We start from the raw sequence: 25,843 nt of genomic DNA on the forward strand, positions 1-25,843 counted from the left end.
TTTGTATTTTGTCATTTGTTCTAAAAAACAATTGACTATTTTGTTAGCTTAATGTTATTTTTGTTATGTTACTGACGAATCCAGATGTTCCCAATCATGCTTATAGGAGGCTTGTGACGATGGTTAATGTGATAGGGTTGGATGGCTGGAGGTTTAGGGAAGCACAAAGTGATGAGTGGCTCAGCGCGAAAGTGCCGGGTTGTGTGCATACTGATCTTTTACGATATGGCAAAATTCCTGATCCGTTTATCGGTATGAACGAGATGGAGGTACAGTGGATTGATAAGCAGGATTGGATATATGAAGCCCATTTTGAGATAAATGCAGATCAGCTTCAATGTCAATGTGTAGAGTTGGTGTTGGAAGGTCTGGACACATACGCGGATGTAAAAGTGAATGGCCAATATGTCTTGTCAGCCAATAATATGTTTCGGGTATGGAGACAGGATGTGAAGGCAATTGTTCAGCAAGGGGAAAATCGGCTGGAAATCAGTTTCCGTTCTCCGATTGCTGAAAATGTACCCAAGCTGGAAAGCTTAGGTTATGGACTCCCTGCACCCAATGATCAGTCCGAGATCGGTGGTTTGTCCGACAAAAAAGTAAGCGTTTTCGCACGTAAGGCTCCCTACCACTATGGTTGGGACTGGGGACCGAGGCTGGTGACGAGCGGTATCTGGAGAGAGGTCCGGATCGAGGCGTGGTCCGGTCTGATCGTGAGAGACTTGTTTATTCGACAGGACGAGGTGAATTCGGTAGGGGCTAAACTCATGGCAGTGGTAGAGATCGAAAATGCAGATGAGATTAGAGATGCCGAGTTGCGTATTTCCGCTGACGGGAAGGTGTGGTCCAAGCCGGTACGGCTGCTGAAGGGGAAGCAGACGGTCGAGCTGGAGCTGGAGATGAAGAAGCCGAAGCTGTGGTGGTGCCGTGGACTGGGGGAGCCGCATTTATATACGTTTGTGGCCGAATTGGTGGATCAAGAACAAGGAGCTGTAATCGCGGAAAAATCAGTAAAAACGGGACTGCGTTCCATCCGTCTTGTACGTGAACGGGATGCAGCAGGAGAGAGCTTTTATTTTGAGCTGAACGGAATCCCTGTGTTTGCAAAAGGGGCTAACCATATTCCGAATGACAGCTTTGTCACTGAAGTTACGATGGAACGATATCGGTATGAAATTGCCAGTGCAGCTGCCTCGAATATGAATATGCTGCGGGTGTGGGGTGGCGGTATTTATGAACAAGACATATTTTATGAGCTTTGTGATGAATACGGTTTGCTCGTGTGGCAAGATTTTATGTTCGCCTGCAGTATGTACCCGGGGGATGAGGATTTTATAGACAATGTGGCACAGGAAGCCGAGGACAATATTAAGCGGCTGCGTCATCATCCCTGCATTGCCTTATGGTGCGGCAACAATGAGATCGATTCTGCATGGGCGCATTATGAAGAGAATGGAGGCTGGGGCTGGAAAAAGGACTATACACCTGAGCAACGGGAACGCCTATGGAATGATTATGAAACACTCTTTCATCGGATTCTACCGGAGGCGGTACACATCTGGTCTGCGCAGACAGCCTATTGGCCCTCCTCCCCGCTGATTGACCTGACCAGAGATCGGAACCAGCATGCCCATCGGTCTTCAACTGCAGGTGATATTCATTATTGGGGTGTATGGCACGCGTCTGAGCCGTTTGAGAATTATCATGTACATGTGGGTCGTTTTATGAGTGAATATGGTTTTCAGTCCTTTCCTGAATACAAGTCTGTTCGTACTTATGCGGAAGAGAAGGATTTGGAGCTGGAATCTGAGGTGATGCTGGCACATCAGAAGAACGATGCGGGCAATCGTCTGATTAAAGAATATATGGAGCGGTACATGCGAGAGCCAAAGGATTTTACATGTTTTCTTCACATGAGCCAAATTTTACAGGCAGAAGCAATGAAAGCAGCTATAGAGGCGCATCGTCGTCACAAGCCCTATTGCATGGGAACATTATACTGGCAAATGAATGACTGCTGGCCCGTTGCCTCTTGGTCGAGTATGGACTATTTTGGTCGTTGGAAGGCGCTCCAATATACGGCTAAGCGCAGCTTTGCTGATGTGCTGTTGAGTGCAACCGATACAGAACAGGGGAATAAGGCCCTGCATCTAGTCAACGATACACTAGAGCCGATATCGGGTACGCTGCGGCTGACTCTTTTGCATATCCGTAGCAGCCAGGCAATTCATGAAGAGAACGTTAAGGTAAAGCAACCAGCAGGCGGTGCAGGAATTGTACATATACTGCCTATCGACAAATGGCTGAGTGGCCTGAACCGTGCGGAGCATATGCTGGTCGCGCGTCTAACGCAGAATGGTGAACAGGTGGCCTCTGGTGAAATTTATTTTGCAGACACGAAAGAGATGGATTTACCGCAGGCAAAAATTGAAGTGACAGAGATTCAGGGAAGCGGGGGCAGCAGATTCATGCTGTGTTCGGATGTACTTGCTAGGCACGTGTGGCTATCGGCAGAGCAGGAAGGTATTTTCAGCGACAACCATCTGGATCTAGCTCCTGGTATTCCGAAGACAGTGGAATTCTTGGTCATGCGCAACGGTTCATCAGCATTTGTGACAGCTGCGCCGGGTACATTGACAGTACATTCGTTGGTCAATTGGATACAAGGTTAGACAACAGTAAAAGCTTATCCGTCTTTAAGTAGATGATGGATAAGCTTCTTTTATAATATAAATTTGTTTTATGATATGTAGAGCGTCTTCATAATGTTAATATACATAACAAAAGAGAACTTGGGAGTTAAGTGATAACAGATCATTTGTAAGAAATCTATTTATTTAGCCTCTAACTGTTGGAATATAAAAAAAGCATACGGTCGGCCGAGAACTTGTAGAGGAAATCCGTCAGTTGGGCTTTAGCAGGGTGGAGCTGAACTATAACATTACCCGGGAAATGCTAACGACGATTGAACCTATGATTGAGCGGGGAACAATGGCATATCGAGTGTGCACAATACATTTCCTCATACACCAGATCCGGATTACGGCACGAATTCCGTTCTGCTCGGGTTTGACGATGAAAGCAAGCGACAACGTGTAATAGAGCTACTGGTGCAATCTGTGGAATATGCGCATCATTATGGGCAAAAGCGGTAATTGTGCATCCCGGACGCCGGATGGCGAATGGACGGGGTTAGTGACGAAATTTATAATGCCGTTAGCGATATTACGCTAATTCATACTGCCCGAATATTAAAACTACCGGAGCTACGCCTTTACCTGTGAGTGAAGTCTAAAACACAGTAAGCATCTATTTTTCGGGGATGAAGTCCATTCCCGGAGAACGGATGTTTTTTTGTGTTCATTGATGCAGAGGTAGAGCGCTTCCATTGAGCTTGAAGCCATTGTGGTGTACACTGTCCAGAACAGGTGTAAATTGGAACGTCAGGAAGGCAGGACGGTTACAAGGAGGGAAAGACACATATGTATGCCCGTTTAAGATCGTTAAATTATCCACTAAAACTCTATGTTTTTTTAGCACTGGCCTTATGCTCCGTAATCAGTACATTGTGGATCATTAACGTGCGACTGCCCTCAGGGGGCCGCCCTTATCTTTTTATTTGGTGGAATATGATGTTGGCCTGGATTCCTATGCTGTTGACGTTACTGCTTGATGTAATGTACAGCTCGTGGAGGCGGGGAACGAGGACATTTTTACTCTGGGTTACGGGGGCGGCATGGCTTTTCTTTTATCCCAATACACCCTATTTGATCACAGATTTGCTGCATGTATTCGCCAGATATCCATTTCTCGGGGAGCAACGTTTCTGGGGCAATCCGTACTTTTGGAATCATGTACTGGGAATGCTGCTGGTAGCCGTACTTGGCCTGACAATGGGTTTTGTATCGCTCGAATCCGTACGACAGTTGGTACAACGTGCACGTGGTGGGCTTGTTAGTTGGCTGTTTATGCTGGCGGTACTCTTGTTGAGCAGCCTGGGTATTTACATTGGACGTTTCTTTCGAGGGAACACATGGGATATTGTTTCTGCGCCCTCTCAACTGTATGCACAGGTATCTTCCATATGGGCAGACTCCTTGCAACGTACTCATTTTGTGGAGTTTAGTGGGATGCTATTCGTCATTTTGCTCGTCAGCTATGTATCCACGATGTGCGTAGTCTGGATGGGGAACAACCGCCAGGACGAATGGCGTCGCTGGTGATTTGATTGCAGCTGAGTGGCTGAATATCATCAAAAAATGTAAAATCAAAGGAGGAGTAGCTACAATGAACGGACAGAATCGATCCGATATCCGTGCTGGTCTTCAGGTGGATATTGTGCTTAAAAAGGATCAGTCTACTGGTAAGTTGACGCGAGGAACGGTGAAAGATATTTTGACCAATTCCCCGCGTCATCCGCATGGAATCAAAGTGCGTTTGGCAGACGGACAGGTTGGGCGTGTCAAACATATCGTAACGAACGAAGGATAGAGCTTTGGGTGAGGAGGAATGAAGATGAATCAGGCAACGGCATGGTCTAAAAATGATCGCTACCCGCTTGTTTTACTTGTATTGCTGGCGCTTGCCCTCATTTGGTCTTTAATTCGCCCGGCGGATTACTTTACATGGGTACTGGAAGTTCTCCCGGCAGTTTTGGGAGCTGTGCTGCTGGCGGCTTTGTACCGTAGATTTCGCTTTACCAATCTGGTATACACCCTAATCTGGCTGCACGCATTGATCTTGATTGTCGGTGGACATTATACCTATGCCGAAATGCCACTGTTCAACTGGATTCGGGATACGTTCGGACTGGAGCGCAATTATTATGATCGACTTGGGCATTTTGTACAAGGTTTTGTACCTGCACTCATTGTCAGAGAAGTGCTGTTGCGTAAAACGGCCTTGGGAAGCGGGAGCTGGCTTACTTTCCTCACGGTTAGTGTGTGTCTTGCGATCAGCGCTGTGTATGAGCTGATTGAGTTTGCTGTAGCCAAGGCAACCGGAACGGCAGCAGAAGCCTTTTTAGGCACACAGGGAGATGTATGGGATACCCAATGGGATATGCTTCTTGCGTTCATCGGCGCCTTGACCGCAGTGATTTTGTTGAGTGGGGTACATAACAAGCTGCTGAAGCAATTAAGGTATTAGCAGAATTTATTTATCCCGCCATTATCATGCTATCTGAAATTTCGCTGTTTTTGAAGGCTACATTCGCGTCATGGGACGGCTGTCGAGGTGTAGGGTTGCTGCGTCCATGTAGCTGTCCAGTAGCCGTTCAAAAATACGGTCCCATGTCTGCTCCAGGCTGTAGGCTCTACCAGCTCTGGACATAGCATCACGAAGTGAGGCATCCTCGTACAACAGGTGTACAGCTTTGGCAAAGGCAGCGGCGTCCCCAGCAGGACACAATAGCCCTGAATTTCCATGGATTAGATTATCTTTTACCCCGCCTTCATTGGCACCGACCACAGGTGTACCGCTCGCCATAGCCTCCAGTACAACATTACCGAAGGTTTCAGTGGTGGAAGGGAAGAGAAATACGTCGGCTGCGGCGTAGAGTTCAGCTAATTCCGGCCCTTTCACAAAACCAAGCCAGTGGACTGCATGCTCCGGCACCCCTAGATCCGCTGCAGTTTTGACCTTATACAATGGACCATCTCCTGCAATGACCAGCACAGAGGCTGCGCGAACGTCATCGGGTAACTGGAGATAGGAATCCAGTAATGTGTCTATCCCCTTTTCCGGTGCAAGCCTGCCTACATACAAAATAACAAATGCATCTGCATGAACGCCCCATTTCTTCCAAACTGCATTACGGTCCACCTTTGGTTGGAATCGGTCAGTATCAATGCCTCTACTCCAGATTTCGAGCTGTCCCATTCCTTTATTGCGCAACAATTCCATGGTTGATTGAGAAGGGACATATACCCTTTCGCAATGTCTGTGAAACCAGAGCATGTATTTCCATAACGCAGGTTCAAGCCAGCGAAGCTTGTAATATTCGAGGTATTTATCAAAATGGGTGTGATATGAGGCGACGAGTGGAATATGGTGTTTGGCTGCGTAGCTTGTTCCATACAGGCCAAGGTTAAATGGAGTAGCGACATGAATCAGATGCGGGGAAAAGGCTGACAGACGCTCGTTGATCTGTTTGGCGTTGGGGATCGCAAGTCTGCATTCCCGGTACAACAAAAAGGGAATACTCCGAAATCGCTCTACACCCGGCCCAGAAGGCAGATGATGGTCTGCCTCCGGTGCGAAGACGAGCGTAGATACTCCATGTGTCTCCAGATAGCCAATCCATCGTTCCAAGGTCAGAGCAGCGCCATTCACGTCAGGCGTATACGTGTCCGTAAATAATGCAACTCGAAGCATGCCTTCATTCCTCCTCCGCCATTCTCATTTATCCTATGACGTTCCAGGGGAGTCCGCTTGGAGGCTCCGGCTTTTATTGTGTCATGATTTTGTTTACGGGCTTGCCGGGTTTTGTAAAAGCTGGCCCGCGGACGGGCGCTTTTCTCGGAACATTCTGTAATAGACGAGGGAGGACAAAATATAGAAAATACCTGTCATGCTAAATGTGATGGCATAGCCCCAGTAGTTTCCATATGTTGTAACCAAATAGGCTTGTACAGGTCCCATACCTGCGGTGCCTAGCATCCAGGTCGTCTGGAGAATGGAGTTGGCAATGCCGCGATTTTTATCTGACACACGTTCGACGAGAATGGCGGTTTGCAGCGGATTGGCTGCATTCATTAGCGCTTGCCTGAATAGAAAGCTGATGGAAGCGATCCATAGCACGTTCGTAAAGCCTGTAATGAGAAGGAAGGGTAGCGAAAGCAGTTGGAAGCCAACTACAGCTCTGACCAGTCCAATCCGGCTGCCGAGGGTAGGCCCGATCAACATGGAGAGGATGGTCATAAGCTGGCCGAGTGCAATCAGTAAACTCATTGCGCTGAGCGATACGGAGAAGCGGTTCGTAAAATACAAATTAAGATACGGGATGACCAGACCTGAACCTAACCCAAGAAAAAACTGGGCAAGAACAAATTGTCCAATAACCCGGCGATCAGAAGCAGCAGCAGGCGTCTCCAAGGCAGGGATATCGGATGTACTGTGCGGTGTATGTACTTGTTCTGTTTGAGGTGAAGATTCGGCAGGAGCTGGTGCTTCTAAGGTTGCCGTAGTTTTTGTGATGAACAATAGAGGAATAAAAGCAGTCAATGTTGCCATTCCTCCAAGGAACAGAGCAACCCGCAGACTGGATAGCGGTGTGATTCCCCACGTCTGCAGCCCATCTGCGAGTACGCCACCCCCGAAGCTACCCAGAACTTGAGCTGCCAGTACAAGAGCAGAGTAATAGCTGAATATTTTTAAGCGCTGGGATTTACTAATGCTTTCCGCTAAAAAAGGCACAGCCAGCACCTGAATAAAGGCGGCGAATACACCTGAGATTCCGGCAAATACCAACATGCTTCCGCTGGTATCTGTAAAGGTACGGGCGAGAAAGGCCAGGCCGCTGAATAACGCGCCGATGACCAGCATATTTTTGCGGCTCGTCCGATCCCCCAAAAATCCGACCGGAATGAACAACAACGCCGTCGCTAGCGCCTGCATGCTGACCACTTGGCCGTTCATATCATCGTCAAAGCCAAGCCCTTGGATATACAGGTTATATAGTACAGAAAACATTCCTGTACCCATCTGGTACAACAGATTGGCCATAAAAAACAATCGGATATTACGCGGCCACTTTCGGGGCTCTTCTAACATTTTGCTAATCCATGGCACGATGAGTTCCTCCTGTGACGTGTTGCAAATAAGTTAATACTGTTGATATGTATTCTAGCAGGAACTGTACATTTCATAAATATTCCTGATCTCCGATTGTTTTGGGTAATAATAAAGCATGGACTTTACATTGAATTTTCATTATAGTAATTCGGTATGGATAAATTTGAAAGGTAAGCAGGAGGGATGGCTTTGGCTTTTGGAGCACGGGTGTTAAAAACGGGAATCGCAGTGACGCTCGCCCTTTTTCTGAGCACGCTTTTGAACACCCATTCGCCTGTGGGGGCAGCGATAGCCGCTATTTTTGCCATGCAACCGTCGATATATAGGTCGTGGCGTTATTTTCTGGATCAACTCCAAACAAGCACACTCGGTGCAATCATGGCGTTGCTGGGCGGAATGGTATTTTCGAATGAGCCGATTGCAGTTGGACTGGTATGTGTATTGGTACTTATGATATGTCTGAAAATAAATATGGCTGATACGGTTGGATTGACACTCGTGACCGTTGTTTCTGTAATGGAAGCCTCAGGGGACTGGAAATTTGCGGTGACCCGCTTTGCGCTCACTTTGATTGGGATTGTGTCTGCTTTTGTCATCAATGTTAGTGTTTTTCCCCCGAAACCGAAAAGGCAGTTTATTAATCAGATTCAAAATGTATTTAACAGCATGTCCTTGCTGCTGCGTACTGCCATTTCCGATGAGATTAAGGAGTCTGTCTTTAAAGAGGAAAAAGGAAATCTGGAGGGAGCCATTAAATCGCTGTCGGACAAATATCATTTGTTCGAGGAAGAGCAGAAGAAGCTCAAGCGCTCCAAGTTTAGTCAAACGAGACAAATGGTAGTATACAAACAAATGCTCGGAAGTTTACACAAAGGATATGAGGTACTGGATGCAGTGGAAAGACACTACTTCCAGTCTTTACGGCCAAAAGGAACGGATGCTTTTTTTGACAGTCATCTGGAGCTGCTGATTCGTTTTCACGAGCATGCTCTACTGAAATTCGAAGATAAGCTAAAGCCGAATGAGGACGAAAGTGAATTGTTTCAGCAAGCCAACGGCGAATTTATGAAGCATGCGATTACACGTTTTGACCATTGTCAGGAAGGAATGCTGCGGCTGTCCATTGTGGCTGCGGCGATGTACGACTATGGTCATCAGCTGGAGAGGTTGAGCAGACTGGCCGATCATATTCATCCTGTAGAAGAGAGCAGATAGGCGAATTTCCTAAAGAAAAGCGACCGCATTCATCAATCAGATGGACGGTCGCTTTTTTATGTAATGAATTCAAGTATGTAAGAACAGGTTAATAGATGGTTGCCAGAACGCACAAAAAAAGCCCGCTGGTTGCGAACAGGGACTGAACTTGCTACAATAGAGGATGCTCTGTTTTATGGTGAAACCATAAGCGTAAGTTGTGAACTACACTTCTTGTTACATTATAGCATGCTTCAAAGGATTAGTCAATTTTCCCGGATCAGGGGGATGCCGCGAGTATGCCCGGGTCCATAATAGAGCATAGTTTGTACGCAAGGGAGCCCTGCATGGAGCAGGAGGAAACGGAACAGGAGCGATGCCAGTGACTACTGAACAGCAATGGAATGAAGAACAACGAAGAGTAGAAGATGTGACCGCAGTGATTAGCGGGCGTATTCGGAAGCTAGAGACAGAGGTTGGTTCTGTGCGCGGAGATGTCGTCGATATGCGTAAAGACTTCTGGGATGAGGTAACGATCAATTTCAGTGAGGCGGACGATGTGGGCGAGACGTCCACCAGTTTGCGTCAGCAGTCCGAGATTTTGTCTGAGCGGGAACGAAGACACAAGCATTCCACAGAGGCGTTAGGTCGTTTGAAAAAGTTGCTTGATTCACCGTATTTTGCACGCATTGATTTTGCTGAGGAAGGGCAGACTGCGGAACGTGTTTATCTGGGGATTGCCTCCCTGCTGGATAATCAAGATGAGGAATTTTTGATCTACGACTGGCGTGCGCCTATTTCCAATCTTTATTACGATAACATGCCGGGGCCCGCCTCATATAAGACCCCGGCCGGGGAGATGGAAGGGGAACTCACGCTTAAGCGCCAATTCTCGATCCGTGATGGACAGATCCGGTTTATGTTCGATACAGGAGTGACGATTGGAGACGAACTTCTTCAAGCAGTATTGAGCCGCAGCTCGGATGCTCAAATGAAAAGTATAGTCGCTACTATCCAAAGGGAGCAAAATCGCATCATCCGTGATGATCGAAGCCGGATGCTCATTGTTCAGGGGGCGGCAGGAAGCGGCAAAACCTCTGCTGCGCTTCAGAGAGTAGCGTATTTGCTGTATAAGTATCGGGATCGCTTACGAGCGGATCAGGTCGTGCTATTTTCGCCTAACCCGATGTTTAACAGTTATGTATCGACAGTATTGCCTGAATTAGGTGAGGAAAATATGCTTCAGGCCACGTTTCAGGAATATTTGGAGCGGCGTTTGGGCCGGGAGTTTCAGTTAGAAGATCCATTTGAACAGCTGGAATATGTGCTTTCAGCATCGTTACAGCCTGGGTATGAAGCTAGGATGGAGGGTATCCGCTTTAAGTCGTCCAAGACGTTCTTACATGTGATTACAAGCTACAAGACGTATTTGGAACAGGAGGGAATGCGTTTTAAACCCATCCGTTTTCAGGGACGTGAGGTGGTTTCAGTAGAGCAAATGGCACGCAAGTTTTATGAATTCGACTCTACGGTGCGGCTGGCGAATCGATTGGAACTGCTGCGGGATTGGATGCTCAAAGAGCTGGCCCGCTTTGGTAAGGAAGAATGCTCCGCCCCATGGGTGGATCAACAGATGGATCTGATGGAGCCGGAGGATTATCAGCGTGCCTATAACCGCATGCGCCGTAAATCCAAGAATAAGGGCGATACCTTCGACGATTTTACGCGTGAAAGAGAAATATTGGCGCGTATGGTGGTCAGTGGCCGCTTAAAGCCCCTGCGCAAATGGATTAAGGCGCTTCGCTTCGTAGATACGACTCGGCTCTACAGCGAGCTGTTTATGAATGAGGCATTGTTGAGTCAACTGGCGAATCATGCAGAGCTGCCCGTCAGCTGGGGTGAAATTAGTCGACAAACCCTGGAACGAATTCAGTCTGGGGAGTTAGCCTATGAGGATGTGACGCCCTTTTTATATTTGCGTGAGCTGATGCTGGGCTTTCGTTCCAATAGCAACATCCGTCACGTGTTTATTGATGAGGCACAGGACTATTCCCCATTCCAGCTGGCGTTCTTCAAGCGTTTATTTCCACAGGCTAAAATGACGGCACTGGGTGATTTTAATCAGGCCATCTATGCCCATGCCTCGGTGCTTCAGGATGCAGAGCCATTGTATGAATTGTATGGTGCAGATCAGACCGAGATGATTTCCCTGACACGCAGCTATCGCTCAACACAGGAGATTGTGGAATTTACCCGGGGGATGGTCGCTGGGGGAGAGCACATTGTACCCTTTAACCGTAAGGGTGAGAAGCCTCTTGTAACCATGGTGCGTTCGCTTGAAAAGTTGCATCAATTGATAGTTGGGAATGTCACAGAATTGTTGGCAGAAGGCTATGAATCCATCGCGGTGATCTGTAAAAATGCTGACGAAAGCGCGGCAGCCTACGAAGCGCTGGAAGGACAGCTGTCAGTGAAGCTAAAACTAATTAAGAAAACAACTCCTGCTTTTGAAAAGGGGATTCATATCATTCCGGCCTACCTGGCAAAAGGCGTGGAATTCGATGCGGTTCTGATTTATGACGGATCAGCGAAACAATACCAGCGTGAGAGTGAGCGTAAGCTGTTCTACACCGCCTGTACGCGAGCGATGCATCTGCTGCATATTTATAGCATAGGGGAGATTACGCCATTCGTGAGTTTACGGGATTCGGATACGTATACCCTCAAAGTGGAAGAAAGTGATCGTGTTCTATAGAGAGGACATTGGCAATCAGCCGGGGACAAATGCCTTAGAAACCCTTGCGATGCCTGAATAGATGTAGAGTTGGCTGGCATTATGGAGCGTATTCCAGTAACATAAGCAAATAAGCAAAACAGGTAAGAAGCATAAACGGAGGTTACAAACGTAATGGACATGAAGAGTGTATTTCAACGCCCGCCGCTAGCGGACTGTGTACCCGAGTTGGTAGCTACAGCTAGAGGAGAGCGCAAGGCATCGCTGGTGATCCGCGGAGGAACACTGGTCAATGTGGTATCGGGCGAGTTGCTGCCGGGCATGTCTATTGCTGTGCAAGGTGCTCGTATCGCTTACGTCGGTAGGGACGTCAGTCATACGATTGGAGAAGACACCATAATCATTGAAGCGGAAGGCCGCTATATGGCACCGGGGTTACTGGACGGACATTGTCACATCGAAAGCACGCAGCTGACCGTAACGGAGTTCGCTAAGGCTGTACTGCCACTGGGAGTGACGGGTGGTTTTTTTGACCCGCATGAAATTTCCAATGTACTGGGTCTAAAAGGGCTTCGTCTGATGCTGGACGAAGCACGTACGACACCGCTGGCTGCTTACATGCAGGTGGCTTCTTGCGTCCCATCCACAGGTCCGGAGCTGGAAACGACGGGTGCCTCCTTCGGCCCGGCCGAAGTCGCAGAGGCGTTAAGCTGGGGCCCGGATATGATCGGGCTGGGCGAAGTCATGAATTTCCCTGGTGTCGTCTATGGAGACGATGTGATGATCGGTGAAATTCAGGCCACGCTGCGCGCGGGCAAGGTGGCGGATGGCCATTTTACATGGGCCTCCGATGATTGGCGGCTGCCGGTCTATGCAGCCGCGGGAATTACGGGCGACCACGAGTGTGTCACGCCCGAGGATGTAGCCGAGCGTATCCGGCTCGGCATGTATGCCAAGATGCGGCAAGGCTCCGCATGGCATGATGTGGCCGAGACGATCCGAGCCAGCACGGAAATGGGTCTCGACACGCGCCGCATGATGCTGGTAACGGATGACCGCAGCGCAGAATCCTTGCTCCATGAAGGGCAGATGGATTTCGTCGTGCGTCATGCCATTGCACAGGGCGTCAAGCCCGTAACCGCGTTTCAGATGGCCACGCTGAATACGGCAGAGCGCTTCGGCGTGGCACGGGACATCGGATCGATCATTCCGGGTGCGATTGCCGACATTATTTTGCTTGATGGCCGATTGGCCGAAGTGAATGTGACGGCTACCATCGCAGCGGGCCAGCTGGTGGCCGAGCACGGTCAAATGGTCGCCGATTGGGACGGCTTCGTTTATCCTGCTGAAGTGATGGACACGGTCCATCTGGGACGAGAGCTGAGTGCTGCAGATTTTCGCATTGCGGCTCCAGTACAGGAGGGGAATGTACCTGTACGGGTGATTCGTGTTACGGAAAACCACGTGGACACGAAGGAAGTGCGAATGACCGTTCCGGTCCGTAATGGAGAAGTCACGGCAGATCCTACACAGGATTTGTGCAAAATAGCCGTTTTCGAGCGCCATCATGCCAGTGGCAGTCACGCGGTGGCACTTGTGACAGGTGTCGGCTTCACCGAGCCGGCTGCGATTGCCATGACCGTCGCGCATGATAGCCACAACCTACTCGTCATAGGTAATGATGACGAGCTCATGACACAGGCGGCGAAGCAGGCTGTTACCCTGCGTGGTGGCGTGGTGGTCGTATCCGCCTCGGGTGAGACGCGCTTCCCGCTGCCTATCGCGGGGCTGATGTCCCCAGCTCCGTTTGCAGAGGTAGCTGCGCAGTCAGAAAGTATCAGCCGGGCACTTCAGCAGTCCGGCTGCATGCTGAACAACGCGCTGATGACATTGTCACTGCTCGCACTGGTCGTTATCCCTGAAATCCGTCTGTCGGATCAGGGGCTTGTCGTGATCGGAGCGGATGGCATCCGCAAGGTATCTCTTTTTGTGGAAGAGGATGCTGCGGAAGTCTGATAGAACACGTCGCTGGGGGTTGTCCTACAGGTCTGCCCAGACCTGAGGGATAACCCCTGTTTTTCATACACGAAGTCAAAAAAATATCTTCGATTCCTTTATAAAAATCAAGGAGCGGTGAGCAGATGCATCCCTATTATCGTTCATTAGAAAAAATGGCTCATCATGCCTCGATTATAGAGCAGGATTGGAACAGGTTTGTAGAGCAAACCTGTGTGAAGCATATTCAGCAGGGAACGGTTCTCATTGAAACGGGTGAGCCTGTGAAACATGCCTATTTTTGTTCAGAGGGATTATTCCGTTTATTTTATACATTAGCAGATGGCAGAGAATACAATGTTGGTTTTTCGCCAGAAGATGATTACGTAACCTCTTATGGGGCTATGATCCAAGGAGAACTATCCACTTTTTCGATTGAGGCCATGGAAGATTCGGTTGTCATTGAAATTCCATATCACGTATTGAAGGAGCTTATGGATACTAGCCATATGTGGGAAAGATTCGTCCGTAAAAGTGTAGAAAGACTTTATATTCGAAAAGAGGAACGGGAGCGCGAATTATTGTATCTTTCCGCTAAGGAGCGTTATCATGCTTTTCTTCTCAAATACCCCGGATTGGACAAACGAGTTGCCCAATATCATATAGCTTCGTACATAGGCGTCTCCCCTGTATCACTTAGTCGTTTGCTGCGTAGTGATCCGCATTAACCTATGTTAATGCGACGTTGTAGACAAGCAGCGTACAATAACGATAAATCATTCAAGCTTCACCAAAAAAGGAGATAAGGCATATGCGTTATATGATGATTGTATTATTGGAGTTCTACCCTTCCTGGTTGGCTCTACCTCGGGAGGAACGTCGAAAATATGCGGGGGCCTTGCAGGCTACCATTCAAAAATATAGCGAACATGTTCAGGTTCGTTTTTTTGATGCAGAAGCACTGCCTGGAAAGGACTACACCGATTTCGTCGTATGCGAAACGGAGGACATGAAGCAATATCACTATATGTGGGAAGAAATTCGCGATTCGGAGCCGTATACCAAAGGATACATGAAGATTAAAGATGTAGTGATGGGTATGGAAAATGCTTTTCAGTCCTATGAGTCAGAAATGCTACAGATGGAAAAATAACCGTCATTCCGCTTTCTATGTAAAATGAAGAGTTCATCTTATATACGGTTAAAAAAGGCGAATTCCTGTGCTGCTTATGTTCAGCTGGGAATTCGCCTTTTATCTTTTGGAGACGAAAAAGTGTAATAAGAAAAAATCACATTATACAACTGTGTTACTTATAATCTTCAGAAAACCGTTCTTTCCAGCGGTATCCATTAACTGATTAATGGATTTTCTTGCGGTATCGTTAAACAAATACCACTCATCTTTCGATACGTCATGAATCAAAATCTCTGGATATTCTGTTGAAAGTTCAGATGGAACAGGACTAATTAAAGAATAAATATCAAAACGAGCTAAGCTTTTCCCTTTTTGGCCTAAAAAATCATATTGTGCATTTTTATAATAAGATCCAGGTGTGTCAATAGTGAAGCTCCAAGAGTAGTTTGCAGGTGCTTCGACCTTTTTACCTATGTTTTTTGCGAAAATATTATAAATGGTTTCATTATATGCATTGCCATGAACTTGCTGAACTACGCCGCCCATAAACATATGGTATTCCTGTTGAAGTGCTTTTACTTGTACATCGTTTATGAACAATGGTTTAGTATCAACAGTCACTGCAAAGTTGCTGTAATTGACATTGCAGCCAAACGCCTCTGCAATAAAACGAAGTGGAACATATATGCGATTATTTTTCGTGTATGGTTTTACATCGAGCAGTATCTGTTCACCATTTTTCTCCGCTGTGTTTCTGTTTACTGTTAATTTTACTTTCATCTCGCTTTTAGCGAGAATAACCTCGGAATCGGACCATTCGACGCTAGCCCCCAAACTTTCGCTTATAACACGTAGAGGTACCATAGTGCGTTTATTCTTCATTTCGGGCTTTACATCGGATGTAATAGTCACACCGTCAACTTTGATCTGATTTTGTGCTGCATAAGTAGTGGACGATGAAATAAATAGAAAAATTGCAAGAAAAGCCGCAAAGAATGCTTTGTTCATAAATGATTGCTCCTTTTTCGGTTAAATTTGTTGCGCAGTAACTTCCCACATATGAAGACGCAACTGGATAAAAAAACGTTGCGCTGTCCTGTCCGTTAACTTAACGTAACAACCAGTTTGTACTATTTAATTACCTTCCGATATTTACCAACTAAAAATTACTAATCTTCCTGGAGAATTATGTCGATAACATTGAATATTATTCATAAAATTTATCAAAGTAAATCCTTAGGGGGAAAGTTAATGAGAAAACAGCTAAAAGTTGCGATTTCTCTAGTATGTTTAATGATGTTTATAGGTTGTTCAGCTTCACCAGTATCACAGCAGACGACCAAGATTACACTTTTGAATTCCAAATCAGAAATAAAAACCCAATTAGAAGAAGTAGCAAAACAATACAATCAAGAGCACCCTGAAGTATCTTTGGAGATTATAACCGCTCCTGAGGGGACGTCTGCATATCAAAAGCTGATGTCGATGTACGGCTCAGGAAGTCCAGCAACTATGTCGATGCTTGACCCGGGCGACACGCAGACATTCCTGGATAAAGCCGTTGATTTAAGTAAAGAGAAGTGGGTAGCCGATACGATAGAAAATGGACTTGATACAGTTAAGAAAAACGATGCTGTGCTGGGATTCCCATTTGCAGTAGAAGGCTACGGATTAATCTATAACAAGAAAGTATTGGACAAGGCAACAGGGGGTTCTTTTGATCCTTCTTCGGTGAAAAGTAGAAGCAACCTGAACTCATTAATGGCTAAGATTCAGAAGACGGGAGTAGCACCGGTCATGCTTTCACCAATGGACTGGTCTCTCGGCTCTCATCTTTTAGCTCTGTCTTATTCTGTTCAACCTGTGGGTTTTCCAGAGTTTGTTAAAGGTATGCAGGATAACTCCATAGACATGTCCCAAAATAATGTAATGTCTGGATGGGTACAAACTTTAGATCTGCTCAAGAATAACAGCATCAATAAGAATTCACCTTTGGACAGCACGTATGACGATGGAGTCAAAGCATTAGGAGAGGGAAAAGTGGGGCTTTGGTTTATGGGCAACTGGGCTTGGGCTGGGATTAAGAGCAATGATACAGCAAATGAGGAATACGGTTTTTTGCCTCTTCCGTTAAGCGATAATACGGATGACCCTAACAATGCTAAAATCACAGTCGGTGTAACAAAGTATATTTTCATTGATTCCACAACTACAACACCTCAGGAGCAAGAGGAAGCAAAGAAGTTTCTGAACTGGCTGGTATACGACAAGTCCGGACAAGAATTTCTGGTAAACAAGGCTAATACGATACCCGCGTTCAAAAATATTAATTTAGAGCCTGCCGATCCTTTGGGACGATCGATCAAGTCATATATGTCGAACGGAAAGACGCTGCCGTTTATGGCAACACTTCCACCTGATCACGGGGCCATCACAGGAGCATCTATCCAAAGCTACATTAGTGGAAAGATAGATAAGGCTGAGCTGTTGCGCCAAATACGCATATACTGGAAAGCTCAGCAGTGATGATACGAGACCAGTTACGGGAGGAAGATAAAGATGTTTAAATTAACGTTAAAGAAAAAAATAATTAGTGCAGCGCTCATACTGGTTATCGTACTGTCCCTTTCAAGTGTTATAGGCGTCATTAAGATGTCGGAAATGGGTGAGGCTTCTGATAAGGTAAATAACAGGTCTTTGCCTGCGGTTATTCTTCTTCAGGGTATGGATAAGCAGATTACAGAAATCGATAGACTCACCGTTCGATTGATACTTGAAGAGGATGCGGCTGTTCGCAGCACTTATCAAGAAGAATTAACCAAAGCTACAGCTTCAATGGATAAGAGTGTAAATGAATATCAAAGTTTAGCCTCTACGGCAGAGGAAAAAGAACTGTTCACCAATTTTTATGGTCAGTGGGCAATGTATCTTCGCCATCTAAAGGTGGTTTCCGCTGCTATGGAAGAAAACGACAAAGTGATGGCCTACATGATCATTCATGGAAATTCTTCTATTTATAAGGCAGCATTAGACAATGTAAATAAACTGAAGTTACTTAATGAGCAGTACGCTACTGATGCCGCTAATCAATCGAGTCAATCTTACCATTCAGGTAGAATTTTGATGATTTCTCTGACTATCATATGTACGATCCTAGGAATTATCGGTTCTTTTTTACTGGCTCAATCGTTCACTAAGCCCATATTAAAGATTGCGGAACAGATAAAGCTGGTAACGAGGGGGGACCTGCAAGTGGAGCCCCTTAGAGTCCGGTCAAAAGATGAGGTCGGGGAACTGGCATCCGATTTTAATGAAATGTGCGATTCACTGCGCAACCTTTTAAAGGAAGTTGTGGATAATTCCTTACTGGTTGCCTCTACGGCTGAACAGTTAACGGCCAGTGCGGAACAGACAAGCATCGCTACCGAGCAGATAGCTATAAGTGCCACACAAGTCGCAGAGGGATCTCAGACACAGCTTGCAGATATAGCTGAAACGCTGAATTACACGGTAGACGTTTCTAAAAGTGTAGACAACATAACCAATCGCTTTGTTCATGTGGCTAATCTCACAACCCAAGCACAAGAAAAAGCAAACAACGGGAAAACCCAAATGTCTTCGACTGTCTCCCAAATAAGAGATGTGCATACCAAGGTAACTCAATCCGCTGAAGTGGTAAATATTCTAGGAGAAAAGTCTGCGGAGATCAGACAGATCACAGCTATGATCCGTGATATAGCAGCCCGAACCAACTTGCTTTCAATAAATGCGAGTATAGAAGCTGCGAGGGCGGGAGAGCAGGGAAAAGGGTTTGCGGTTGTCGCTTATGAAGTACGCAATCTGTCGGCACAAGCAAGTGAAGCAACAGGCAAGATCTCTTCGCTCGTCAACGAAATTACCTTAAGAACAGATGAAGTTGTGATTTCAATGAATGAAGGTGTTCAATCGCTGAATGAAGGCATGATGCTTGTCGAAGGCGTAGGTAACGTTTTTTCTGAGATTGTAGGTGCCGTTGAAGAAGTGAGCGGTGAGGTGGACACGGCGGCTTTAGAAGCAAGATCCGTAAATGAAGGAACCGTTTCTATGGTGGAATCGATGAAGAAAATTGCTGAAATCTCCGAACGTGCAGCAGATTCTACTCAAACAGTCGCAAGCGTAGTCGAGGAAACTACTGCATCCATGCAGGAAGTGTCAGCAGGTGCTAACATGCTTGCCAAGAGGGCGGAAGAGATGAATCAAACGGTGTCGGTATTCAAGATTTAAAATAAGCTTCAAACCAACTGGAGTTAAGAGCGGCAGCCTTGGACGAGAAAAAAGTCCTAGACTGCCGCTGTTTTGTTAAGCTCAAACCATTAGATTACGAATGAACGGCTTCTGCTTTTTTGGCTGCTCTTTTCAGATCCTGTTTACGACGTTCCTCCAGATACCGCTCCCCATTCTTCTTGTCTGCTGTCAGTGTAAAGCAGGATATGATGGTGAACAGGCCTGCAATGGAACCCAGAATTACATAAGTTATCGGGAAATTCAATACTTCATACATATGTCCCACAATGGGCGAGAAAATGGAAACCACCAGGGAGCCCATAAACAAATACAGCAGGTACATGGTGGAGGACAAGCGCTGGTCAAAGTTAACGGTAATGTATTTGAAGATGGCAACCAGAATAAGCGGTTTCTCCAGGGAGTGAATCATCTTCATTGCAGCTACCCATATGGAACCGAATGGCAACGAAGAGCCGATAATACGCAAAGACATGATCGACCCGGCAATAATTAATGCCCATTTGGCGGTCGTTTTGTTCACAAACCAAGGGGTAACGAAAAGGAACACAAATTCTAGGAAAACCTGCACAGCGCTCAAATCGCCGAGGAATTGATTTCCTTCCGCTTTGGAACTGAACTGTGATACGAAGTATGTGGCAAACTGTTGGTCATATACCTCATAGATTTGGGTCACGCCAACCATGAATAGCATAAGAAACCAGAACTTTTTGGTACGTACGAGATGCAGCACATCGATTAGCTTCAACGACTCTGTTTTCTGCTGCTCCTGTCCGGACATTTCGACTTTGGTCAGGAAGATGCAGATCATGGCAACAACGGCAGATACCGAGGCAATCCAGAAGGTCAGATTTACATTGATATTGATGACCCGTCCTGCAACAAAAGTAGCCGCCGCCCACCCAAGTGAACCCCACATACGAACCCGCCCGTATTCAAAGCCATATTTACGCGAAACTTTGTCCATATACGAATCGACGACCCCGTTACCTGCATTAAATACCAGGCCGATAAATAGCGCACCAACAATGGCACCAATGACGAACTGCGTTTGAAGTAATGGACCGTACACATAGATAAAAAAGGGTCCGACGAGCAAAAGAATTGTAAAGAGTATGTACAGCAGATGTTTTCTCAGACCCAGCTTGTCGGATAAGTAACCGAACAGGGGTTGCATAATCAAGGCCACGATTGAGTTAGCCGCATATAGAAATCCCGTGTAGGTTTCTGAAATTCCCAGGCTTTGTCCCAGCCAAATGACAAAAAAAGACATGGCGGCAGACCATGTAAACAGATAAGCGAAGTTAAAAATACTCAGAGACCAATAGTTGCGTTTTGCCAATTTCATCATGTTAAGCCCCCCTTTAAAATGTAGCTGCTCAATGTATTGCCAACGTCAATATGTATTGTCTGTACTATTAATTGTAAGGATTTTTCATTTGCTTCCATAGGGCATTTTCCCAAGATTTCCTGTGCTTATTTCAATCAGTTGAGGATTTGAATAAAACAGCAGATCCTGATATGGATTAATGGGGGCTCAAACTATTTTAAATATGTTGAAGAGGAATAGTACGATATCTACATCTTGTGAGAAATAAGTCCTAAGTGTAAAATTCTCTTATAGTTCATTAAGCTCACTAAGTTCATTCTGCAAGTACAAAGTTACTTGAAATACTGATCGTATATAGAGTATTGTGTAACGATGAGTTAAGACGAAACCCACTCATCCTAAAGGCGCGGGTTATCACTAGGCTCTATTAACATATATTATACAAATTAAAAAGAAAACGAATAAAAACAAAATGTTGTGAGTTCGTAGTTGGAGGATTTATTATGTCGAAAAGTGTTTCTTCGTCCTTTATTATCATTATAGGCTCAATGCTATTTGCCTTATTTTTTGGTGCAGGGAATCTAATCTTTCCACCTATGCTTGGGCAAATGGCTGGAAAGAATGTATGGGTAGCCAATGCGGGTTTCTTGGTTACCGGAGTTGGCTTACCATTACTAGCCGTCACAGCCTTTGTTTTTTCAGGCAAAAGCAATTTGCAAACTTTAGCGAGTCGTGTACATCCTGTATTCGGTCTAGTCTTTACAACAATTCTTTATCTGGCCATCGGGCCTTTATATGCAATTCCTAGAACCGGTAGTGTGTCATTTGAAATTGGAGTAAAACCTTTTTTTTCTAACAATGCAGATCATCCTGTCGCACTTGTTGTATTTACTATTCTTTTTTTTGGAGTTGCATGCTTGTTATCACTTAATCCTACAAAAATTATTGATGTTATCGGAAAGTTCTTAACACCCATTAAATTGACATTCATTGGATTACTTGTGATTGTAGCTATTATTCACCCAATAGGAAAATTCCAAGAACCTGCGGAAGGTTATACATCGAATGTCTTTTTCAAAGGCTTTCAAGAGGGTTATTTAACATTGGACGCTCTTGTAGCCTTTATTTTTGGAATTATCATTGTGAATGCAATTAAGGATAGAGGAGTCACTACAAAAAAAGAGTTGATGATCATTTGTGCCAAAGCGATAGCAATTGCGGTTATACTCTTAGCTTTTATCTATACGTCTCTTTCATACATGGGAGCTTCTAGCGTTGAAAAATTGGGTGTTTTGGGAAATGGCGCTGAGGTGCTAGCTAAGGTTTCCTCCTATTATTTTGGATCTTATGGTTCTATTCTATTAGGCTTAATGATTACAGTAGCGTGTTTAACGACAAGTGTGGGGCTTATTACTTCCTGCTCTTCTTTTTTTCATGGATTATTTCCGAAAGTCTCATACAAAAGAGTTGCTCTCATGTTATCTATATTTAGTGCTCTTGTAGCCAACATAGGTTTAACACAGCTTATTAAGGTTTCAACGCCAGTATTAATGGCAATATATCCTATTGCTATTTCTCTTATATTTTTAACTTTTTTACATCCCGTATTTAAAGGAAAGTCAGAAGTATATCAAGGCAGTTTGATATTAACCTTTATCGTTAGTTTATTTGATGGCTTGAATGCTGCTGGAATAAAAATTAATGTAATTAATGACTTTTTCAATCATCTTCTTCCATTATATAATGTAGGGTTAGGGTGGTTAATTCCCTCTGTTTTAGGAGGTGTAGCTGGCTACATATTTACTAAGTTAAGAGGAAGAAAAATAATTTTAGTACTTATGAAGCCCAAAAAAAATAAATGATTTATCCTATGGCATATTAGTCTGTTATATAAGGGACAGCAAGCGCCTGATCTGCTTCGTGCTGCTTACGGTACTGCGAAGGGGTCAGGCCGTTCCATTTTTTAAAGGTCGCAATAAAATAGCTTAAATTGTCAAAACCAACATCCAGCGCAATATCAACCACTTTGCGATCACTTTGCTCCAGCAACCTGCAAGCCTTCTGAATCCGATGATAGTTGATATATTCTACCGGGCTTTTCTGAACCATCTGCTTAAAAAAACGGCAAAAATGCCCCTCACTCATTCCAATCTCATCTGCGATCTCCCGTAAACGTATAGGTTCATGAGCATGACTGTTGATATACGCCAGCGCTTTTTTGATCCGTTCAACTTTGTTGCGTTGACCCGCCATAATCACATCCTTTCCGTTAGCAGGGGTCATGTGTGGATACAGGCAGGCAATTATGCTATAGAGCTGCGCCTTGGTCGCCAATTCACGGGCAGGCGTATTCTGCTCATGGCTGGTGATAATGTGTCGCAATGCAGCCAGCACCTCTTGCTCCCAGGGCTGCACGCCTCGAATGTGAGGGGGAGGGACAAGCTTTTTACTGATAAATGGGTCAATAAACTGCGTCTGCACCGTATCCTGCGTGCGGCTGTACAGCATGTCTGGATGAAACACCACCGCAGAAAATATGCAGCGAGGGCTTTTTTGTAAATAACCGGCGTGAAGCTCGCCGCTGTTGACAAAAAGGGCTTCACCTTCGTTAACCTCCGTATAGACCATATCCGTCTGAAAAATGGCGCTTCCCTGCTCCACTACGATAAACTCCATCTCTTCATGCCAATGAGACTCCAGTATACTATTTCCGTTCAACTGCTCTACGCTCGGATATACGCTGACTGGGTACATGGGATTGCCGTGAATGCGGTTTTCCCGCAACATTTCCCTTTGCATTTCAACGACTCCTCTTCTGCAAACTGATTTATATAGAAAACATCAAAATATTGATACAATACGTCAAAATAAACGAAGTAAACCCTTACATAAATCAATATTATTATAGTAAGGATTTCGCAAAAATCCAACAAGCGATTTGGGATCAAGAAATAAAGATTGAAGCGGAGGAAGTAACAGATGAAATTTACTGATGGCTATTGGATGGTTCGCAAGGGCTATGAAATACAAAATCCTGCTGATATCCGTGATATTGTGACGGACGATGCTTCCATGACGGTATATGCAGCGACCCACCGGATCGAGCACAAAGGAGATACACTGAACGGAGCGTTGCTGAAAGCGACCTACAGCTCGCCTATGCCGAATGTCATTCGGGTGCGTCTGAACCACCATAAGGGACGGGTGCATCAGGGTCCGAATTTTGAAATTCACACCTTGCCAACAGAGGTAGATATTACAGTGGATGAGGACGCAGCGGTACTGAAAAGTGGCGATCTGAGTGTGCGAGTCGGTCGTGGGAAGAGCTGGGATGTAGGATTTTATGTCGAGGATCGTAAAGTCACAGGCAGCGGACATCGGGGACCAGGCTATATTACAGACCCGCAGGATCAGCCTTTTTTCCGGGAACAGCTGGAGCTGGGCATCGGAGAGTACGTATACGGACTCGGAGAGCGTTTTACCCCGTTCGTAAAAAATGGTCAAGTGGTCGATATCTGGAATGAAGATGGCGGGACTAGCAGTGAGCAGGCCTATAAAAACATTCCATTTTATCTATCGAATAAAGGGTATGGTGTGTTCGTCAACCATCCGGAAAAGGTATCCTATGAGATTGCATCGGAAAATGTATCAAAGGTTCAGTTTAGCGTCTCCGGCGAATCGTTAGAGTATTTTATTATTGGTGGAGCTAACCCTAAAGAGGTACTGGACAATTACACCAAGCTGACGGGTAAGCCTGCATTACCACCAGCCTGGACCTTTGGTTTGTGGCTGACCACTTCGTTCACAACAGATTATGATGAAGCGACCGTTAACCATTTTGTGGACGGGATGGCTGAGCGGGATCTACCACTCTCGGTATTCCATTTTGACTGCTTCTGGATGAAGGAATACCAATGGTGTGATTTCCAGTGGGATCAAGATATGTTCCCAGATCCAGAAGGCATGCTGCGGAGATTGAAGGCTAAGGGCCTCAAAATCTGCGCATGGATCAACCCGTATATTGCTGAAAAATCCATTTTGTTCGATGAAGGCATGGAGAATGGTTATCTGGTCAAAACCGCCGATGGCAGCGTGTGGCAATGGGATATGTGGCAGGCGGGGATGGGGCTGGTTGACTTCACGAATCCGGCTGCAGTCGCCTGGTACCAGGATAAGCTGAAGGTGTTGGTAGATCAAGGGGTGGATTGCTTCAAAACTGATTTTGGCGAGCGCATTCCTACCCATGTGGTATATCATGACGGCTCTGACCCAATGAAAATGCATAATTATTATACGCATTTGTATAACAAGGCAGTGTTTGAAGTGCTGGAGGAAAAGCTGGGTAAAAATGAAGCAGCGTTATTTGCACGTTCTGCTACGGCTGGGGGGCAACAGTTCCCGGTTCACTGGGGCGGAGACTGCTCGTCGACGTATGAGTCGATGGCAGAATCATTGCGGGGCGGATTATCACTTGGCTTGAGTGGGTTTGGCTTTTGGAGCCATGATATTAGCGGCTTTGAACTAACGGCTGCGCCGGACTTATACAAACGGTGGGTGCAGTTTGGACTTTTATCCTCCCATAGCCGACTACACGGAAACGTGTCGTACCGTGTTCCTTGGCTGTTTGACGAAGAGTCAGTCGACGTGGTACGCAGCTTTACCAAACTCAAATGCTCGCTGATGCCACACCTGTATGCTTCTGCTGTGGAATCCTCGGTGAAGGGACTGCCGATGATGCGGGCTATGGTGTTGGAATTCCCGCAGGACCCAACCTGTGCAACGCTCGATCGACAATACATGCTAGGAGATTCCATTTTGGTAGCCCCGATCTTTAATAAAGAAGGCAGTGTACAGTATTATGTACCAGAGGGTCAGTGGACGAATTTGTTAACAAACAAGAGCATGTCTGGTGGTCGTTGGGTCAACGAGTATCATGATTTTACAACCTTGCCTGTGCTCGTGAAGCCGAACACACTGTTGGCAATTGGTCATGAGGACAGTCGTCCGGACTATGATTATGCAGATCAAGTGGCGCTTCATTTGTTTGAGCTTGGAGAGGGGCAACAAGCTCGAACGGTAATCGTGAATACGTCAGGTGAAGAAGAGCTAACGGTTACTGCCAGCCGCAAGGATTCTGTTATTACGGTGAAGGCTGAAGGTGCTGTTAAACCATGGTCGATAGTCCTGCGCGGTATCCACGAGGCTGTTCAAGTGGAGGAAGGCAGCAGCCAGTCGGGAGAACAGGGTGTAATCATTACACCAGCTTCCAGCGGACAGCAAGAGCTTACGATTCACTTGGGCTAGGTAAGGCTCTAGAAAGTGGATGAAGTATGTCATAATGTAGCGATTATATGCAAAAAAGGGCTTGCCTGATCCAACA

18 protein-coding genes and 1 pseudogene are annotated in these 25,843 nt (G+C 45.9%); 14 read left to right on the forward strand and 5 right to left on the reverse strand.

Annotated elements, in window-relative coordinates:
• The first annotated feature begins 119 nt into the window (after positions 1 to 119).
• From NLX78_RS01650 to NLX78_RS01670, 5 genes and pseudogenes are all read left to right on the forward strand, one after another.
• Positions 120 to 2,672 carry a beta-mannosidase gene (locus NLX78_RS01650; RefSeq protein ID WP_254349450.1) on the forward strand — a complete coding sequence of 851 codons (2,553 nt, stop codon included), beginning with the start codon at positions 120 to 122 and terminating at the stop codon, positions 2,670 to 2,672.
• 141 nt (positions 2,673 to 2,813) lie between these two features.
• Positions 2,814 to 3,169, forward strand: a pseudogene (locus NLX78_RS01655) (sugar phosphate isomerase/epimerase); the annotation flags it as partial.
• A 313-nt stretch (positions 3,170 to 3,482) separates the two neighbouring features.
• Entirely contained in the window at positions 3,483 to 4,223 is a 741-nt protein-coding gene (locus NLX78_RS01660; RefSeq protein ID WP_039270086.1) for a DUF1361 domain-containing protein, read from the forward strand.
• A 64-nt stretch (positions 4,224 to 4,287) separates the two neighbouring features.
• Positions 4,288 to 4,491: a YwbE family protein gene (locus NLX78_RS01665; protein WP_039270088.1), complete on the forward strand. Its 204-nt coding sequence runs from the start codon at positions 4,288 to 4,290 to the stop codon at positions 4,489 to 4,491.
• 24 nt (positions 4,492 to 4,515) lie between these two features.
• Complete coding sequence (locus NLX78_RS01670; protein WP_025721732.1) at positions 4,516 to 5,148, forward strand: DUF2238 domain-containing protein; 633 nt, start codon at positions 4,516 to 4,518, stop codon at positions 5,146 to 5,148.
• Positions 5,149 to 5,205: 57 nt separating this feature from the next.
• On the opposite strand, the gene NLX78_RS01675 is transcribed toward NLX78_RS01670, so the two are convergent.
• Both NLX78_RS01675 and NLX78_RS01680 read right to left on the reverse strand, forming a co-directional pair.
• Positions 5,206 to 6,375, reverse strand: coding sequence for a glycosyltransferase family 4 protein (locus NLX78_RS01675; RefSeq protein ID WP_254349452.1), 1,170 nt, complete (start codon positions 6,373 to 6,375; stop codon positions 5,206 to 5,208).
• A gap of 93 nt (positions 6,376 to 6,468) precedes the next feature.
• Positions 6,469 to 7,791, reverse strand: a complete 1,323-nt coding sequence (locus NLX78_RS01680; protein ID WP_483311667.1) for an MFS transporter — start codon at positions 7,789 to 7,791, stop codon at positions 6,469 to 6,471.
• A gap of 186 nt (positions 7,792 to 7,977) precedes the next feature.
• On the opposite strand from NLX78_RS01680, the gene NLX78_RS01685 reads away from it, so the two are divergent.
• The 5 genes from NLX78_RS01685 (at position 7,978) to NLX78_RS01705 (ending at position 14,870) form a co-directional block, all read left to right on the forward strand.
• The gene (locus NLX78_RS01685) at positions 7,978 to 9,009 is read left to right on the forward strand and encodes an FUSC family protein (protein ID WP_172828310.1); all 1,032 of its coding nucleotides are present in this window, start codon (positions 7,978 to 7,980) and stop codon (positions 9,007 to 9,009) included.
• 355 nt (positions 9,010 to 9,364) lie between these two features.
• Positions 9,365 to 11,743, forward strand: coding sequence for an RNA polymerase recycling motor HelD (helD, locus tag NLX78_RS01690; RefSeq protein ID WP_254349453.1), 2,379 nt, complete (start codon positions 9,365 to 9,367; stop codon positions 11,741 to 11,743).
• 153 nt (positions 11,744 to 11,896) lie between these two features.
• The gene (locus NLX78_RS01695) at positions 11,897 to 13,738 is read left to right on the forward strand and encodes an adenine deaminase (protein WP_254349454.1); all 1,842 of its coding nucleotides are present in this window, start codon (positions 11,897 to 11,899) and stop codon (positions 13,736 to 13,738) included.
• A 125-nt stretch (positions 13,739 to 13,863) separates the two neighbouring features.
• On the forward strand, positions 13,864 to 14,445 hold the full coding sequence (locus NLX78_RS01700; protein WP_254325875.1) for a Crp/Fnr family transcriptional regulator: 582 nt from the start codon (positions 13,864 to 13,866) through the stop codon (positions 14,443 to 14,445).
• 83 nt (positions 14,446 to 14,528) lie between these two features.
• A complete protein-coding gene (locus NLX78_RS01705) occupies positions 14,529 to 14,870 on the forward strand; it encodes a darcynin family protein (RefSeq protein ID WP_069291665.1) in 342 nt (113 codons plus the stop codon).
• 141 nt (positions 14,871 to 15,011) lie between these two features.
• On the opposite strand, the gene NLX78_RS01710 is transcribed toward NLX78_RS01705, so the two are convergent.
• The gene (locus NLX78_RS01710) at positions 15,012 to 15,860 is read right to left on the reverse strand and encodes a copper amine oxidase N-terminal domain-containing protein (RefSeq protein ID WP_254349455.1); all 849 of its coding nucleotides are present in this window, start codon (positions 15,858 to 15,860) and stop codon (positions 15,012 to 15,014) included.
• 243 nt (positions 15,861 to 16,103) lie between these two features.
• Between NLX78_RS01710 and NLX78_RS01715 the strand changes: the two genes are divergently transcribed.
• Positions 16,104 to 17,378: an ABC transporter substrate-binding protein gene (locus tag NLX78_RS01715; RefSeq protein WP_254349456.1), complete on the forward strand. Its 1,275-nt coding sequence runs from the start codon at positions 16,104 to 16,106 to the stop codon at positions 17,376 to 17,378.
• Between the two features lie 33 nt (positions 17,379 to 17,411).
• Positions 17,412 to 19,115 (forward strand): methyl-accepting chemotaxis protein, encoded by a 1,704-nt coding sequence (locus tag NLX78_RS01720; RefSeq protein WP_254349457.1) that lies wholly within the window; start codon positions 17,412 to 17,414, stop codon positions 19,113 to 19,115.
• 94 nt (positions 19,116 to 19,209) lie between these two features.
• On the opposite strand, the gene NLX78_RS01725 is transcribed toward NLX78_RS01720, so the two are convergent.
• Positions 19,210 to 20,484 (reverse strand): oligosaccharide MFS transporter, encoded by a 1,275-nt coding sequence (locus NLX78_RS01725; RefSeq protein ID WP_254349458.1) that lies wholly within the window; start codon positions 20,482 to 20,484, stop codon positions 19,210 to 19,212.
• Positions 20,485 to 20,966: 482 nt separating this feature from the next.
• Here NLX78_RS01725 and brnQ point away from each other — a divergent pair, with 482 nt between their 5' ends.
• Positions 20,967 to 22,325, forward strand: a complete 1,359-nt coding sequence (gene brnQ / locus NLX78_RS01730; protein WP_061831307.1) for a branched-chain amino acid transport system II carrier protein — start codon at positions 20,967 to 20,969, stop codon at positions 22,323 to 22,325.
• 16 nt (positions 22,326 to 22,341) lie between these two features.
• Here brnQ and NLX78_RS01735 read toward each other — a convergent pair whose 3' ends face one another.
• Complete coding sequence (locus tag NLX78_RS01735) at positions 22,342 to 23,262, reverse strand: AraC family transcriptional regulator (protein WP_254349459.1); 921 nt, start codon at positions 23,260 to 23,262, stop codon at positions 22,342 to 22,344.
• Between the two features lie 180 nt (positions 23,263 to 23,442).
• On the opposite strand from NLX78_RS01735, the gene yicI reads away from it, so the two are divergent.
• Entirely contained in the window at positions 23,443 to 25,767 is a 2,325-nt protein-coding gene (gene yicI / locus NLX78_RS01740) for an alpha-xylosidase (protein ID WP_254349460.1), read from the forward strand.
• The last annotated feature ends 76 nt before the right edge of the window (positions 25,768 to 25,843 follow it).

Origin of the sequence: Paenibacillus sp. Lou8.1 (genome assembly GCF_024213565.1) — a bacterium.
In the GTDB taxonomy this organism is placed as follows: domain Bacteria; phylum Bacillota; class Bacilli; order Paenibacillales; family Paenibacillaceae; genus Paenibacillus; species Paenibacillus polymyxa_B.